Here is a 16,472-nt window from a genome sequence, read left to right as displayed (position 1 = left end):
ATGCCTTGTTATTGTTGGCTGTTTTTTTTGTAAAATACACAAGCGGATTATAATAATAACTACTTAGACTGTTTATACGTTATTGTTTGCGTATTCGTCTGGTTTTCACTCTTAGATTTGGGAGCATACATAATGAGCTACTTTGGCACCGATGGTATTCGCGGAAAATTCGGTGAGTCGCCGATCACACCAGACTTTATTTTAAAATTGGGCTATGTGACGGGACGTGTGCTGATAGAGAATAATGACAACCCTGCTCGCAAGCCAAGCGTGGTCATCGGTAAGGATACGCGGCTGTCAGGTTATGTGATTGAAGGCGCATTGCAAGCGGGGTTTAATGCCGCTGGTGTCGATGTGCATATGCTGGGACCATTACCCACACCAGCGATTGCGCATTTGACTCGTAGTTTCAATGCAGATGCTGGGGTGGTCATTTCAGCGTCGCACAATCCTTACTATGATAATGGTATCAAACTGTTTTCAGGTGATGGCAAAAAGCTGACTGATGAGATGCAAAACTCTATTAATGACAAGCTAAAAGCGATTATGAGTGCCTCTGAAGCGGACAATAATGTGATCATGCCTATTCTTGATCCAGCACAATTGGGGAAAAACAATCGAATCAATGATGCCAAAGGTCGCTATATCGAATTCTGTAAAGGCAGTTTTCCCTATCAGTACGACTTGAGTCATCTGACTGTCGTCGTAGATTGTGCCAATGGTGCAGGCTATAGCGTGGCACCAAGAGTCATGCGTGAGTTGGGTGCCAATGTGATTGCTATTAACAATACGCCTGATGGCATCAATATCAATGCCGACTGCGGCTCTACCCATCCTGAAGGCTTACAGAAAGCAGTGATTGAGCACGAGGCAGATGTTGGTATCGCACTAGACGGTGATGGCGATCGTATTGTGATGGTTGATGAGGCTGGTAATCTGGTTGACGGCGATGGCATTTTATACGTACTTGCTACCCAAGGTCAGACTAAGGCGAAAGGTGTGGTTGGTACGCTCATGAGTAACATGGGCTTAGAGTTGGCACTCAAAGCGGCAGACATTAAATTTACGCGTGCGAAAGTAGGCGATCGTTATGTGATGCATGAGCTTGAAGCGAATGGCTGGATACTGGGCGGCGAACCATCGGGTCATATTCTATGTTTGGATAAGAGTCGTACGGGCGATGCAATTATCGCCGGCTTGCAAGTGCTTGCGGTGATGGAAGCACGTGGTAAAGCACTCAGTGATTTGACCGAAGGCTTTGAAAAATTGCCACAAAAACTGGTCAATGTGCGCTTAAGTAAAATGCAAGATCCGTTTGAGCATGAAGAGCTGGTTGCTGCTTTTGCAAAAGCACAGGCCACTTTAGAGGGTCGTGGTCGTCTGCTCATTCGCCAATCAGGTACAGAACCTATGATACGTGTGATGGTTGAGTTGGATGATGAAATAGAATGTGATGTATTGGCAAATGATTTGGCTGACCATATCAAAGCAGTATTGGGTTAACGTCATAATATAGTTGTATTAAAATAAGGAATATTTTATGAGCATGGATTTTACCGATCAGCGTTTGTCATACGAAAAAGGTGAGCTTGATCAACAGTTCGTCCCAGACTCCCCATTTGAGCTACTAAAAGAATGGATGAATGAGGCAATAGCACAAAAGGTGCAAGAGCCTTATGCGATGAGTCTGGCGACGTGCGGTGCTGATAATAAACCTAGCGTGCGCATCGTACTTATGCGCGAGATTACCGAAAATGGTGTGGTGTTTTATACCAATTATGAAAGTGCTAAAGGTCAAGATATTGCCGAAAACCCGAATGTCGAAGCGCTATTCTTTTGGCAAGAGCTGGAGCGTCAAGTACGTATTAGTGGCAGTATTGCTAAAATCGATGCTAATAAGTCAGCTGCTTACTTTCAAAAGCGTCCTCACGACAGTCAAGTGGGTGCGTGGGTCAGTCAACCTCAAAGTGGTGAAGTTGCTGATCGTGAGGTGATGCAAGCCAAGTTTGATGAGCTGCAAAATCAGTATCCAGAAGGTAGCCAAGTGCCAACACCAGAATTTTGGGGTGGTTACGAGATTAGCATTCATGAGATTGAGTTTTGGCAAGGTCGTGCCAATCGTATGCATGACCGTATTGTCTATACTAAAGACAATGGTGAAAGCTGGACTACCAAGCGCCTTTTGCCTTAAACATACTTGCTACTGATATTTAGATATGAGTAGAGAGTAGTTTCTCTAAGTGCTGTTGCTATTCAGAGCAGCAACAGCACCTAATTTTATTAAAAGCTTTATGGTATAAGCTCGAGTATTTGCGACTTTTTTAGCTTTCCTGGGAAGTTTCCTGTAAATATACGGCAATATAAAGTTTTGTCGTTCTCTAAGTATGTTGAAGAATCAAGTTTGATGCTATAGATGTATTGAGCTGAAAGTGTATCAGCAGTAGGTTTGGTGTTTTTAGGAATATTGCCGCTCAAATAATTATTCGAAGAGTAGTCAGGAATGTATTTATCACCATAGATGTGTTTCTCGTTGATACAATGTATATAACTCCCTGTATTTCTAGTTGATTCACGTATTGAAAAATTAGCTTCTGATAGGAAAGTTATTTCATAATATGATGATGTCCGTTTAAATTCGACCAATTGAACTTCCGTATTCTTATGATTTTTTATGCATCCTGATAAAATTAGTAAAATGCTTAACCCTATTATTTTATGTCGCATTATCGTTCCTTTCATATAGTAAATTCATCATAAATTGACTGTAGGTGTAAGCAGCATAACAATTGATTGATAGTATCAAGATTTTCTTGCTCTAGTCTTACCATTTAAATAGGAGAAAGGCCGAGTTGCAGATATCCCTTTATTTTTTATTTTTTTTGGTATCGACATCGACTGAAACTGACATACCGGGGCGCAACTGAGCAAGCTCAGGTTGTCCTTGCTCTAAATCTATTCGTACCGGAATACGCTGAGCGATTTTAATATAATTGCCAGTCGCAGGGTTTGATGCGCCTGCGCTAAATTCACTGCCAGTCGCTGGTGAAATATTACTGACATGACCACGAAATTTAACGCCGCTCAGCGCATCGACATGAATAGTTGCAGGCTCACCGACAGTCATATTTGCCACTTGGGTTTCTTTAAAGTTGGCAATAATCCACACGCCTTTTGGCACCACATACATGAGCTGTGTACCCGCGCTGACATATTGCCCCGCTTTGACGCTGACTTGACTCAGTTGTCCTGATTCAGGGGCAGTAATAATCGTATTGTCTAAATTAATCTGTGCTTGCTTAGCAACTGCTTCTGCATTTTTAATATTGGCATCGAGTGATGAGCGGCTACCACTGGTTTTTTTGCTGGCCTCAAGGGCGACTTGTAGATTGGCTTCTGCTTGCTGCACGCCAGCTTGTGCTTGAGCGAGCTGAGCTTGGGCATGAGCAACTTCTGCTTTGGATACTGCGCCAATCGCATCAAGCCCTTGATAGCGCTTTACATCTTCGCGTGCACTATCAACGCTGACTTTGGCACTATATAAGTCCGCTTTACGTGCTTCGATTTGTGCCTGACTGGTGCCCGTATCTTGCGCATTGCTTGAGCGGTCGGTCATAGCGACTTCGATATTGGCTTGTGCTTGTTCGAGCTGCTGCAAAAAGGCACGGTCGTCTATCTTGACCAATAAATCACCTGCTTGTACATTTTCAAAATCTTGCACTGCCACTTCTGTGACATAGCCAGAAACTTGCGGGCTGATAATCGTTGTTTGACCTTTTACAAAGGCATTATTAGTCTGCTGAACCGTAGGCGTAAAGGGCGGTAGCTTCCATGCATAAAGAATCAAAAGGACGCCAATAATGATTAGTGCAATCAATAAGCCTAGGTTAAAGTAAGATTTCTTTTTAGGCGACCAACCAGTAGCGTCAGGAATAGGCTCTTTTGGCGGCATTGGCGTTTCATCAGTATCAGCAACTGACGTTATTACCGAGCCCTCTTTTTTCGGTACGGTCACAGTATCATCATTTTTCGATTGGTTTAGAGGCATCTCTATTGCTGCTGCATTGGATGATGTCTGATTGTTTTCAGCAGTATTTTGGGTGGCATCTTGAGCAGTGTCTTGATTATGGTCATCAAGATCATTTAATTTGTCTTCGCTCATGACGCGCTCCTAATGAGATTAGTAAACATAGTGGATAACTTTTTAAAATATAGTGATTAGCATAAGAAGAAAAGGTAACAGCAACAAATCGATATGATTATCACCTGTTATTTTTTGCCCATCATTTCTGCCAATGCGGCAAGTTCTTTACCAAGTGGATTGCGTTTATGATAAAGGTAATAAAAATAAACCATCAATAAATATAGCGCGGTGATGGTGGCGCTCACGGCCATCAAAAAGAATAAATCGTCATAAGCGGCGACCGTTGCTTGACGTTGCACACCCTGTAGCATTTGGGTCATCGTAGCAGGATCAGTGGTATTCATTGAACTGACCATATCGGCATAATGCATCTGAGTACGAATGGTGGTAAATGCTTGAATACCTGCCGCGCCTGCCAAACCGCCGATCGTTTGTGAAATACCAAAAATCACCGAAAAGCTAATAATATAGGCAGGTCCGTTAGCAATGGCGCGAAACATACCTTCAAATACCATTGGTCCCATGAAGTAAACGGCAGCAAAAGCGATTATAAACTGACTGAAATAGAACATATAAGGGGCAGAGTTTAGCGACACACCCGTATCTATCCATGCACCAATCGCAATCAATGCAACCGCAAAAATCACTGGTCGGCGCAGATCCGTCGCTTTGGTGGTAAAAATGCTAATCACTAATGCCAGTATGCTAGCCACCAAGATGATGGCATAGAAAACAATCAGCTGGTCATTACCATAACCAAGGTTTGCTAATAATCCTGCGGCGCCCACACTTTGCTCAGACAACAAAATACGCATCACAGCGCCTGTTATCATAAAGGCAATAATGGTGCGGCTACGCATCCAGCGCACTTGTAACATAGGGTTTTTGCGGTGCGTTTCGATCCATAAAGCAATTGAGATAGTTACGACGGCAATGATCAATGGATAGCTAAGCCAAGGCATCGTCCACCATTGAATTCTACCTTGTACTAAAAATACGGATAGGGCGGCAAGACCACTGGCAAAAAAGCCAAAACTCACCAAATCAAGTTTTTCAAAGACCTTTTCCGTGTTGCCCGGTGGTAGCTCAAGAATGTTAATAAGCCCAAAGCAAATCAGCGATAATCCCACTTGAAATAAAAATAAACCTTCAAGCTGACCATCAACGGCTAAATAAGGCGAGATAATCCGTGACAGTGGAATGCCAAACTGCACCAAGCCAAAGCCCAAAATAAGTCCGCTGATACGCCGAGCAGTTGGCATGCCTTGTAGACAATAAAAAATAGACAATACTGTCATCGCACTAGCCACCACACCACTAAAGCCACGGGCAACCAGCTCTAAATAATAAGGCTCGATGCTGATGCCAGTCATTGTACTGAGCAGATTGCTACTGACCAGCCACTGCATACTGGTGGCTGCCAATAAAAAGAACAAAGTGATTTTGCTAAATAACGACATGCCAAATTGCTGGCGAATTTTGTACAGCAGCACCGTGACACAAGCATTGGTCATATTGTAAGCGACTGATATCCAGCCACCTTCTACTGGTGTTAAGCCCATTTCACCTTGGATTTGAGTGAGATTCGCGACCAATAGACCATTCTGAAAGCTGGCAGTTAAGCCGATAAAAATACCAATCAGTAAATAAAATACTTTACGGCGCACAGGGTGATCAGGGGTGGCAGGCGAGCCAAGCATGAATGGTCGTTCATGGGGCTTAAACTGGTATTCAGTACTCATGGATGGATAATCTGCGTAGAGGGATAAAATGGTATATAGCAGTTGTTAAAGAAGCATCACGCTCATCGGATAGTCATAAGACTCAAGACGTTCAAAGTCATTTAGTAGACTGATAAAACCAAAAAAGTATTCTAAACCCTGTTTTGAATACTTTATCATAATTTTTGTTGAGCATTTATCACGCATAACTAACACATTGAAAATCAAGTTAAAAGATAGATGCAGCTGTCTGTCAATGATAGACGATAAGAAACACAGTGCTATAGTCAGAGCACTTTTAAACCGCTACGGTGTTACTCGCCCTAGATGTACTCAGTGTACTATCTGCGGTCGGTCGCCTTGTAGCGATTCTAAAATTCCTTGACTATATGTCACATAGCTACGACTCAGGTCATTTTTACCCATAAAAAACAGCTCTATAAAGAGCTGTTTTTTATACATTAAATAGTCGATAAACAGTTAGACCATGGTACTAAATAGAGTGATCATAATTCGCCTCTAAACGCATGCTGCGCTGATAGCTATCAAGACTGGCAAGTTGTAAAGCATACTGCTTGATATGCGGATAATCATCTAACGCTTCACGCTTAGCCAGCATGATTAAGTCAAAAGACAGCATAAAGTCAGCGCCGCTTAGCTTATGACCAACGATAAATGGCTTATCTGCAACTTCCTCGTTTAGATAGCTCAACAGTCTGTGTTTTTCTTGACTGATATAACCATCTAAAAACTCGTTATCGACGATACCGGCTTTTTTGGTAAATAGCTCCAGTAATAACGGCAACATGAGCGAGCTTTCAGCAAAGTTAATCCATTGCAGATAATGTCCATAGTCTACGCTATCAGTCGCAGGACGTAAGCGCTCTGGCGCAAATCGCTCAATCAATAACTCAGTGATTGCACCCGACTCGGCATAAAATTGACCATCCATCTCGATAACCGGAGATTTACCGAGTGGATGTACCGCCTTTAAACTGTCTGGTGCCAAGTGAGTATTAGGATCGCGTTGATGACTAATGGTCTCATAAGGCACGCCCAGCTCTTCTAAAAGCCATAAAATACGTAATGAGCGAGACTGGTTGAGATGATGTAAGCGAATCATGATAGTGGCCTTTTTGCATGGTCTATTATATTAACGTTAAAAAGATATTAACCTTTCAGCTTAGTGATTAAGCGCTTGGCAGCTTCCTCTGATGACGCTGGGTTTTGCCCAGTAATCAGCAAGCCATCTTCGACCACAAATGATTCCCAATCAGCGGCTTTTTCATAGTTACCACCATTGGCTTTTAGTGCATCTTCTACTAAGAATGGCACGACATCTGTTAGACCAACGGCGTCTTCTTCTGAATTGGTAAAGCCAGTCACTGTTTTGCCTTTGACTAAATACTCACCGTCAATTTTGACATTTTTAAGAGCGGCTGGAGAATGACAAACAAAGGCGACAGGTTTGTCTTGTTTGACAAACGTCTCAATCAAATTGATCGAATTTTTATCAACTGCCAAGTCCCATAGTGGACCATGACCGCCTGGATAAAAGACTGAATCAAAATCTTCAGCGTTCATATCAGCGAGTTTTTCAGTATTGGCAAGATGCTTTTGAGCATCGCTGTCTTCTTTAAAACGCTTGGTATCTTTCGTTTGGGTGTCTTCAGTGTCACTGCTCGGATCAAGCGGTGGCTGCCCGCCAGCAGGAGAAGCAAGTGTCACATTGACGCCCGCATCGATAAAAGCGTAATAAGGCGCGGCAAATTCTTCTAGCCAAAAGCCCGTTTTTTTGCCAGTATCGCCCAACTTATCATGTGAGGTTAGTACCATTAAAATATTCATAGTCGTCCTTATTTATTATTGATGTTGTTCTTAAATCATGGGTTGTTAGCAGTCATGCTTAATTAATCATCTGTAATCAATATGAGTATTTGCAATGACTGCTAGCGGTATTCATAGAACAGTATTCATGGTTGAGAGGTCATTTTCAGTGGTTGTCTTAGCAAGTTATGTTGTTAAGTCGTTATTTGCGATTCAACCAACTGGTAACCATTGGTTCGGTTATTCAACCTCAGAAACTTTAACCACTGTTTTACCAAAGTTATCGCCATTTAGCATGCGAACAAAGGCGTTTGGTGCATCGTCTAAGCCTTCAGCGATATATTCTTTGGTTTTAACATCGCCTGACTCGACCCATTTACTCATGGTTTTTAAGAATTCTGGGAAGTGATCGCCATATTCTTCAAAAATAATGAACCCTTTAATGGTGAGACGACGGCTTAGAATGTTGCCCATTAATACGCCTAGACGATCTTTACCATCAGGCAGCTCGGTGGCGTTGTATTGCGAGACCAGACCACAGACTGGGATACGTGCATGCGCATTTAATAATGGCATAACGGCATCAAATACTTTGCCACCGACGTTTTCGTAATAGATATCGATGCCATCTGGGCACGCCGCTTTTAATTGCTCGGCAAAGTCATCAGCTTTATGGTCAATACAGACATCAAAGCCTAGCTCATTGACAGCAAAGTCACATTTTTCTTTGCCACCAGCCACACCAACGGTACGTAAGCCATATTGGTTGCCAACTTGACCTACCGTTGCACCAACGGGACCCGTTGCGGCAGCGACGACCAAAGTTTCCCCTTTTTGCGGCTTACCGATGTCGGTCAAACCCATGTAACCGGTAAAGCCGGGCATACCTAATACACCTAAACCATAAGAAGGATTTGACATATTTTTGTCAAGCTTTAAGACGCCTTCGCCATCACTGACGCTATAGTCTTGCCAGCCTGAGTTTGAGACCACTAAGTCACCCACAGCAAATTTATCGATATTGGATTCAACGACTTGGGCAACCGTTCCACCCATCATGACATCACCCACTTCTAGCGGATCAGCATAGCTTTTTGCATCGCTCATACGTCCACGCATGTATGGATCTAATGATAAGTAAACGGTACGCAGCAGCATTTCATTGTTATTTGGCGATGGGATATCGCTGGTTACCATATCAAAGTTTTCAGCTTTTGGCTCACCTGTTGGACGGCTTGCCAATTTGATTTGACGGTTTGTTTTTTGATTTTGTTGTTTATCAAAGCTCATTATCAGATTCCTTTTCTATTTATTGATTTTAAGATTCTATTGATTTTAATATTTACTGGTTTTGATATTTAATAGTGAATGGAGTAGTTACTCAGTGCTGAGCAACTACTATAAATAGCATAACAATATGTGTTTCTTATTACGGTGGTGTTTTTATTAAGCAGCTTTGCTACTAATAGCACGTTGTAGAATACGGCGTGACACTTCTAAATCATTGTTGCTGTGCTCGCCTAACTGAACCATGTTGTGCGCTTCAAGCTGCTTGATAATCGGGTCAATAGCTGAGGCATCAAGTTCTGCATCTTCTAAACTGACGGGCAAGCCAAGGTCGCGGAAGAAGTTTTCTGTACGGACAATAGCGGCTTCAATGACAGCGTCTTCGTCTTGATGGGTATCATCAAGCGTAATATTCCAGACATTATGTGCATATTGAAGTAATTTCTCTTTTTTACTTTCTTTCAACTCACGCATTACTGAGGGTAATAAAATGGTTAGGGTGCGAGCATGATCGATGCTGTGTAACGAGGTCAGCTCATGACCGATCATATGTGTCGTCCAGTCTTGCGGTACGCCTGCACCGATTAGACCATTGAGTGCCATGGTCGCTGTCCACATAATATTCTTACGAGTTTCTAAGTTTTCTGGATCTTGTTTAACGATACGACCTTCATCAATGAGAATTTTCAGCAAGCTCTCAGCAAAGGCATCTTGCACTTTTGCATTGACTGGATACGTTAGGTACTGTTCCATGACATGGACAAAGGCATCCGCAACACCATTCATCACTTGACGTTCAGGTAATGTCAGTGTTTTGATTGGATCTAATATTGAGAACTTAGGGAAGGCAAGTGCGTTGCCAAATGGGAGCTTAGCTTGACGTTCACTATAATTGATGACGCCGCCTGAGTTCATCTCAGAGCCAGTGGCTGGAATGGTCAAAACAGCACCCAAATCGATGGCAGAATCAATGTCTCTGCAATAGCTGGTTAATGCATTCCATGCTTGTTCGCGTGAGACTGTCGTGCCATCTTCTTCAGTAAGTGACGATACCAATGCCACAAATTTACTACCATCAATGACTGAGCCGCCACCGACCGCTAGCAAAAAGTCAATATTGTGCTCATTGACCATATCTGCTGCTTTTAAAAGAGTCGTGAATTCTGGATTGGCTTCAATACCACCAAATTCGAATACGGTACGTGTACCGCTCGCAGCCAAGGCTTCTTTTACTTCGTCTAGCGTACCTGTGCGCTGTGCCGAACCGCCACCATAAGTGATAAGCACACGGGCATCAGTCGGGACCAATTCCGATAGTTGTTTGATTTGACCTTCACCAAAGACGATACGTACTGGATTGTAATATTGGAAGTTATTCATAGTATTCCTAAAATTATTAAATATTTGTGTTGGGCGTATGGGGTGCAAAAATCTCAGTGGCAAATTAGCCATTCGTTTTTGCAACTGTGGGCATTGTACATTAAATAGACCAGTCGTCTAGTGATTTTTACAAAACTCTCTTATAACTCAATTTTTTGCTTTAGATATGGGGAAGTATAAATGGCTAAAAAGCGTTTAACGCAAGAGATTAGCGTCCCAATTGAGAAGTAGTCATCTGCCATACTTCTGCAAGCGGTGTATTGGTTTGGCTAATCTTGGCGATTAAACTGGCACCAAGCCAAGCAAAATACCAACGTTTTGCCATGCTCTCGGCCGCGATATTGTCAGGTTGTGGTACAGAGTCATCCGCCCAGCCTGCTTTGATTTGTTCGGCAAGCCAGCTGATGGTCTGCTGGTAACCAGCATTCAGTGTGATGCGCATAGGTTCAGACAGATCTGCAACCTCAGCGCTGAGCTTAACCACCAAGCACTTCTCATGATCACAGCCATTTTGCTGGGTGTCATACCAGCTTTGAAAGTAATCATAAATCTTTTGCTGAGCATTAACTTTTTGACGACCAATGGTGTCTAAGCGTATCTTATAATCAGTGAAATAATGACTGATAATAGCTTCACCGAACGCTTCCTTTGAGGCAAAATAATGGTAAAAAGAGCCTTTAGGAATACCGGCTGTGTCTAGTATTTGTTTGATACCGACGGCAGTAAAGCCTTTTTTAGAAATCAGTTGATAGCCTGTTTCTAACAGATGCGTTTTGGTATCTGGTGGGATTGTGGTTGAGGTCGCAGACATAATGGTAATGTCCTCCTATATTTTTTATAAATGTATTTCAGAGATAAGGTATGGCGAATAATGCTACTTAGCGCGCTATTAACAATTATTCATGATACTTTCTATGGGTCGATGCAGATTTTTATCGTTGCTTATAATGAGGGCTTATTGTAAGGGCTGATTATGGTCACGTTACGTTTTTTCAACAATACTTGCTGACAAAATACGCTTATTTGTATGAGGTCTATGGTAGCATTAGACCAGTCGTCTAGCAAGTCTCGTTTTGATGTGTTTAATCAAATGTCGCGAGCGCAGGCTATTTAATATAAATAACTGTGTTAAGGATTATTTTTTAGCTGCCTCAATTTGCTAGTCATACTGTTCTATTGACAACCACCATAACATCCATAAAATAAATGAGAAGAATTATGTCAACTGATACCGATAATACGAAAGCCAATGCCTATAATGATTTCCACCTCCAGTACATTGCAGGGGAATGGCAAAGCGGTCAAGACGATAGCGTTAATACCAATACCAACCCCTACAATGGCGATACACTTGTGAAGATTCAGCAGGCGACAGAAGCACAGCTTAATGAAGCGTATCAAGCAGCAAGTGCGGCACAAAAAGAGTGGGCACAGCAAACGCCAGCGACACGAGCAGGTGTACTATATAAAGTGGTTGAGATTTTAGATCAGCGCCAAGATGAAATGGTCGATTGGCTCATTAAAGAGTCTGGCAGTACCCGTGTTAAAGCCATGGTTGAGTTTGCTGCTACCCGCGCCATTACCCTTGAGGCGGCGACTTTCCCCAGTCGTGTACATGGCGAGATTCGTCCCTCTAACACCTCTGGCAAAGAAAACTTTGTTTACCGTGAGCCCATCGGTGTCGTCGCTGTCATTAGTCCGTGGAATTTTCCATTACATTTGACCCAACGTTCTATTGCACCAGCCTTAGCACTTGGTAACGCCGTGGTACTCAAGCCTGCGAGTGATACTCCAGTGACTGGTGGTTTGCTGCTAGCAAAAGTATTTGAAGAAGCAGGTTTGCCAAAAGGCTTGCTCAACGTGGTGGTTGGCTCAGGTAAAGAGATAGGAGATGCGATCGTTGAACACAAAACCCCAAGCTTTGTATCATTTACTGGCTCTACTTCAGTCGGTAAGCGCATTGGCGAGTTGGCCAATGGCGGCGACTACATTAAACAAGTAGCGCTTGAGTTGGGTGGTAACAGTCCATTTGTGGTACTAAAAGACGCTGATATTGAGCAAGCGGTCAAAGCAGCAGCCTTTGGCAAATTCTTACATCAAGGTCAAATCTGTATTGCTATTAATCGTATTATCGTTGAAGACGAGATTTATGATGACTTTGTTGAGCGTTTCTTGGCACACGTTAAAACGTTAAATGTCGGCGATCCGAGCAAACAAGACACGGCGGTTGGTCCGATTATTAATAAAAAACAAGTCGAATCGTTGAAAGAGAAAATCGCTAATGCGCAGCAAGAAGGCGCAAAAATGATATTAAGTGGTGAGATTAAAGGACAAGTTGTACCGCCGCACATCTTTACTGAAGTGACGCGCGAGATGGATTTGTCACGTAATGAGGTATTTGGACCATTGGTCGGTATCATCCGTGCCAAAGATGAAGATGATGCGTTATCGATCGCCAATGACTCAATGTTTGGTCTGTCGAGTGCGGTATTTACAAAAGATATGGCAAAAGGCATGCGCTTTGCTCGCGGTATCAGAGCAGGCATGACACATATTAATGATATTTCAGTCAATGATGAAAGTAACTTACCATTCGGTGGCGAGAAAAACTCAGGTATTGGTCGTTTTAACGGTGAGTGGGTGCTAGAAGAGTTCACTAGAACGCACTGGATATCTATGCAACATGAGCCACGCGAGTATCCGTTTTAAGCGATGTATATTTTCAATGCTCTAAATTAAAGTTTCAATAATAAAAAAGCCTGCAAATCAGCGGGCTTTTTTTATGGGAACGTTGAAAGTGTGATTATTTAAGGTGAAAGCCTAGCAAGCCTTGTATCTCCTCGACGGTCATATGTCTAACGAGCGCCTGATCTTCTACCGACAAGCGATTGGTGTGCTCTTTTATCATAGTATGGATGCTACGAGCGACCTCAGAGGTGCTAGCATAATACATTTGCGGCTCTTCTTTGGTGAGTTTCATCAAAAACTTATCGATGATTTTGCGCTTTTCATGGGAAGCGTGTTCTTGAGTCATGACATTCTCCTAATTATAAACCATCTAAGCAGTCAGCTCAGTGATAGTCAATGCTTATGGCTAGTATAACGCAGATAACAACGAGGATAGCGACTTAAGTTGAACGGGTAACATGCTCTATACTGTGTGTCACATTCTAAAATATTATAGTTTAGACTCAGCTTCAAGTGAGCGCGTTTAACTACTTGGGAATCGAGAGTATGTCAAATCACCAATCAGACAACGCATCAAATAAGTCAGTCAAAAAAACGGTATTGGTCTTATTTCATAACGATTTGCGCATAAAGGACAATGAAACGTTAGTCAAAGCGGCGACATTGGCTAAAAGTAATCAAGGCAACCTGATGCTCATCTATGCTGGTTTTTTGGCTGACTGCATTGAACCGAAAGAGAGCCGTCAAGCTTACCACTTTAATGAGATGGGCGCTGCTCGTCAGCAGTTCTTGTCTGAGAGCTTGGCTGATTTGGATCGATCGCTTCAGCGCCTTGGTAATCGATTGCTGTATCTGTCGCCAAGCTATTCATCAAAGAGTCATTTGTCAGCAGATAAGGTAGAGTCTGCCTTAAACACCTTTACGCAGTTATGCCAGCTCATTGAGCAGCAACAAGTCACCGATATCTGTGTCAGCCACACCGCAGACTATAATCAAAATAAAGGCTATGCTGCCTTGCAGAGCAAATATCCGCAGATAATATGGCACAGGCAATCAACCCATACGCTATTTGCTGATTTACCGACACAAGACTTGCCCAAAAGCTTTACCCAGTTTCGCAAAAAGGTTGAAGCAAGCCATGATTTATTGAATGCTGACGACGAGGTGGCTGTTTCTCCTACGCCAAAGTCGCTACCGCCAATGCCTGATGCGTTGATAGCTCATAGTAAATACCTTTTTAAAACACAACCATCTGATGAGCAAGCGCTTAGCTTTAAAGGTGGTGAAACAAATGCAATGCTTCATTTAACTCACTATTTTGATTCTGCTGCGCCGCGCACTTATAAAACCACACGTAATGCACTGGATGACTGGACGCATTCCACTAAATTCTCGCCTTGGCTGGCAAATGGTTGCTTGTCTGTGAAAATACTGTTGAATCGCTTACGTCATTATGAGCGTGAGATTATCGCCAATGAGTCAACGTATTGGATATGGTTTGAGCTGCTGTGGCGCGAGTATTTTTATTGGTATGCGATTGAACATGGTAGCAAGCTATTTTTGTTTAAGGGCATTGGTCATCAATTACCAGCTACTCATTTTGACGATCAGCGTTTGCAGCAATGGCTGAATGGCAGCACGCCATATCCTATCGTAAATGCCTGCATGAATCAGCTAAAGCAAACAGGGTATATGTCCAATCGAGGCAGACAAATCGTTGCTAGCTGCTTTATTCATGAGCTGGGTTTAGACTGGCGTTACGGTGCAACCTATTTTGAGCAGCATCTTATCGATTATGATGTCGCGAGTAATTGGGGGAATTGGCAATATCTAGCGGGCGTAGGCGCTGATCCAAGAGGATGTCGGCAATTTAATCTTCGCAAGCAAACCCAGCAATATGATCCCAATGGTGAGTTCATTGATAAATGGCAAGGCGGTCATGTAAGTTAAAGCAGTTTATGGATTTTAGAGCACAAATACTAAATAGCACTTTCTAAACCGCTTAATAGTCTTATTAGCGATTATTTTTTATGCTAATAGCAAACCGTTATAATGAGTTATAAAATTATCACTATTGTATAACTTATAACATTCATTTAAAATGAATCTTTATATTAAACTCTATTCACATGCTTCTAAGAAGAGTGCCATGCAATCGATCAACTTACCCAGCAACTCTCTGCATCCCATTTTGAATTTGAGCTTTCGAATATTTTTTAGTGCTGCCGCGCTATTTGCCGTGATAACGATGCTGCTATGGTCTTTTGTATTTACTGGTCATACAGATATTGACGCACAAGCACTGAATCCGTTGTACTGGCACGGTCATGAGATGGTCTACGGTTATGCCTTGGCGGTCATTGCAGGATTTCTCCTCACGGCAGTGAAGACGTGGACAGGGGTAATGATGCCGCATGGTTATAAGCTGCTGGCTATATTTGGCTGTTGGCTGCTGGCACGTTTGAGCTGGGCAGGTTTTGGGCTTGGTATGACGGTTGCGGGTAGCAGTATATCGTTGTTATATATCGCCGCAGTATTTGATTTATTGTTTATCGCTTCGATGGCATTTGTGATATGTCGAGCGGTACTACAGGTCAAGCAGTATAAGCAAATGGGCATCTTAGCGAAACTGGCATTATTGACCGTTGGCAATGGAATCTGCTACTGGGGTATTATCAATGCCGATATGAGTATGACTAAAATAGGTATTTATCTAGGGTTTTATTTGATTATCGGTTTGGTGCTGACCATTGGTCGCCGCGTGGTGCCATTCTTTATTGAACGTGGTCTGAGTGTTGGAACGACGGAAGTCATCAAGTTGCGCAATAGTAAAGTACAGGATATTGCGAGTTTATTGTTTTTCTTAGCGTTTTTTATCAGTGACTTGTTTTATCCTAATCATTATCTGCTGACTATTACGGCGCTTGGCGTAGCAGTGGTTAATATCGTTCGTCTGGTAGGCTGGTATCATCGCGGTATCTGGCAAAAGCCATTGCTTTGGTCATTATATGTTGCATTTTTGGGCATGTGTTTGAGTTTTCTGCTGTATGCGCTGCAACCATGGTTGGGCTATACTCATAGTATTGCGATGCATGGGCTTGCCATTGCAGGCGTTGGTATGATGACCGTGGCGATGATGACGCGGGTATCGCTTGGCCATACGGGACGCAGCATTCATCAGCCGCCCAAGACGGTGAATATTATGTACGGTCTGATGGTATTGGCATTTGTCAGTCGCGTGCTATTGCCACTTGCTGATATGAGTCACTATCTATTATGGATCATTATTGCCCAAGGGGCGTGGATTGCTTGCTTCGTGCTATTTTGCATCAGTTATTTGCCGATGCTGGCACGTCCTAGACCTGATGGTCTGTTTGGTTAAAGTCTGTAGAGCCGTTATAATACTATCGCCAAAAGAATAGGGGATT

The 16,472-nt window shown here is 42.8% G+C and carries 13 protein-coding genes; 5 read left to right on the top strand and 8 right to left on the bottom strand.

What is annotated here, in order from left to right; all coding sequences use genetic code 11:
• Positions 1 to 132 precede the first annotated feature (132 nt).
• Positions 133 to 1,503, top strand: a complete 1,371-nt coding sequence (glmM, locus tag AK822_RS07965) for a phosphoglucosamine mutase (RefSeq protein ID WP_060491222.1) — start codon at positions 133 to 135, stop codon at positions 1,501 to 1,503.
• 43 nt (positions 1,504 to 1,546) lie between these two features.
• Positions 1,547 to 2,191, top strand: coding sequence for a pyridoxamine 5'-phosphate oxidase (gene pdxH, locus AK822_RS07960; protein WP_060492228.1), 645 nt, complete (start codon positions 1,547 to 1,549; stop codon positions 2,189 to 2,191).
• Between the two features lie 672 nt (positions 2,192 to 2,863).
• Here pdxH and AK822_RS07950 read toward each other — a convergent pair.
• The 7 genes from AK822_RS07950 to AK822_RS07920 form a co-directional block, all read right to left on the bottom strand.
• A complete protein-coding gene (locus tag AK822_RS07950) occupies positions 2,864 to 4,159 on the bottom strand; it encodes an HlyD family secretion protein (protein WP_060491220.1) in 1,296 nt (431 codons plus the stop codon).
• A 107-nt stretch (positions 4,160 to 4,266) separates the two neighbouring features.
• A complete protein-coding gene (locus AK822_RS07945; RefSeq protein WP_060491219.1) occupies positions 4,267 to 5,883 on the bottom strand; it encodes an efflux MFS transporter permease in 1,617 nt (538 codons plus the stop codon).
• 472 nt (positions 5,884 to 6,355) lie between these two features.
• Positions 6,356 to 6,985 carry a glutathione S-transferase family protein gene (locus AK822_RS07940; protein ID WP_060491218.1) on the bottom strand — a complete coding sequence of 210 codons (630 nt, stop codon included), beginning with the start codon at positions 6,983 to 6,985 and terminating at the stop codon, positions 6,356 to 6,358.
• 47 nt (positions 6,986 to 7,032) lie between these two features.
• Positions 7,033 to 7,710 carry a type 1 glutamine amidotransferase domain-containing protein gene (locus AK822_RS07935; RefSeq protein ID WP_045446333.1) on the bottom strand — a complete coding sequence of 226 codons (678 nt, stop codon included), beginning with the start codon at positions 7,708 to 7,710 and terminating at the stop codon, positions 7,033 to 7,035.
• Positions 7,711 to 7,929: 219 nt separating this feature from the next.
• Positions 7,930 to 8,979 (bottom strand): NADP-dependent oxidoreductase, encoded by a 1,050-nt coding sequence (locus AK822_RS07930; protein ID WP_060491217.1) that lies wholly within the window; start codon positions 8,977 to 8,979, stop codon positions 7,930 to 7,932.
• Between the two features lie 156 nt (positions 8,980 to 9,135).
• Positions 9,136 to 10,356, bottom strand: a complete 1,221-nt coding sequence (locus AK822_RS07925; RefSeq protein WP_060491216.1) for an iron-containing alcohol dehydrogenase — start codon at positions 10,354 to 10,356, stop codon at positions 9,136 to 9,138.
• Positions 10,357 to 10,564: 208 nt separating this feature from the next.
• The gene (locus tag AK822_RS07920; RefSeq protein WP_060491215.1) at positions 10,565 to 11,167 is read right to left on the bottom strand and encodes a TetR/AcrR family transcriptional regulator; all 603 of its coding nucleotides are present in this window, start codon (positions 11,165 to 11,167) and stop codon (positions 10,565 to 10,567) included.
• Positions 11,168 to 11,574: 407 nt separating this feature from the next.
• On the opposite strand from AK822_RS07920, the gene AK822_RS07915 reads away from it, so the two are divergent.
• The gene (locus AK822_RS07915) at positions 11,575 to 13,065 is read left to right on the top strand and encodes an aldehyde dehydrogenase family protein (RefSeq protein ID WP_060491214.1); all 1,491 of its coding nucleotides are present in this window, start codon (positions 11,575 to 11,577) and stop codon (positions 13,063 to 13,065) included.
• A 94-nt stretch (positions 13,066 to 13,159) separates the two neighbouring features.
• Here the strand turns inward: AK822_RS07915 and AK822_RS07910 are convergent, their stop codons facing one another.
• Complete coding sequence (locus AK822_RS07910; protein WP_045446342.1) at positions 13,160 to 13,390, bottom strand: hypothetical protein; 231 nt, start codon at positions 13,388 to 13,390, stop codon at positions 13,160 to 13,162.
• 200 nt (positions 13,391 to 13,590) lie between these two features.
• Here AK822_RS07910 and AK822_RS07905 point away from each other — a divergent pair, with 200 nt between their 5' ends.
• Together AK822_RS07905 and AK822_RS07900 are read left to right on the top strand one after the other, a co-directional pair.
• Entirely contained in the window at positions 13,591 to 14,994 is a 1,404-nt protein-coding gene (locus tag AK822_RS07905; RefSeq protein ID WP_087945600.1) for a DASH family cryptochrome, read from the top strand.
• Between the two features lie 199 nt (positions 14,995 to 15,193).
• On the top strand, positions 15,194 to 16,426 hold the full coding sequence (locus AK822_RS07900; RefSeq protein ID WP_060491213.1) for an NnrS family protein: 1,233 nt from the start codon (positions 15,194 to 15,196) through the stop codon (positions 16,424 to 16,426).
• Positions 16,427 to 16,472 lie beyond the last annotated feature (46 nt).

It is taken from the genome of Psychrobacter sp. P11F6 (assembly GCF_001435295.1).
Taxonomy (GTDB): domain Bacteria; phylum Pseudomonadota; class Gammaproteobacteria; order Pseudomonadales; family Moraxellaceae; genus Psychrobacter.
Note: the sequence above shows the minus strand (reverse complement) of the source record. Positions and strands in the feature narration are given on the sequence as shown.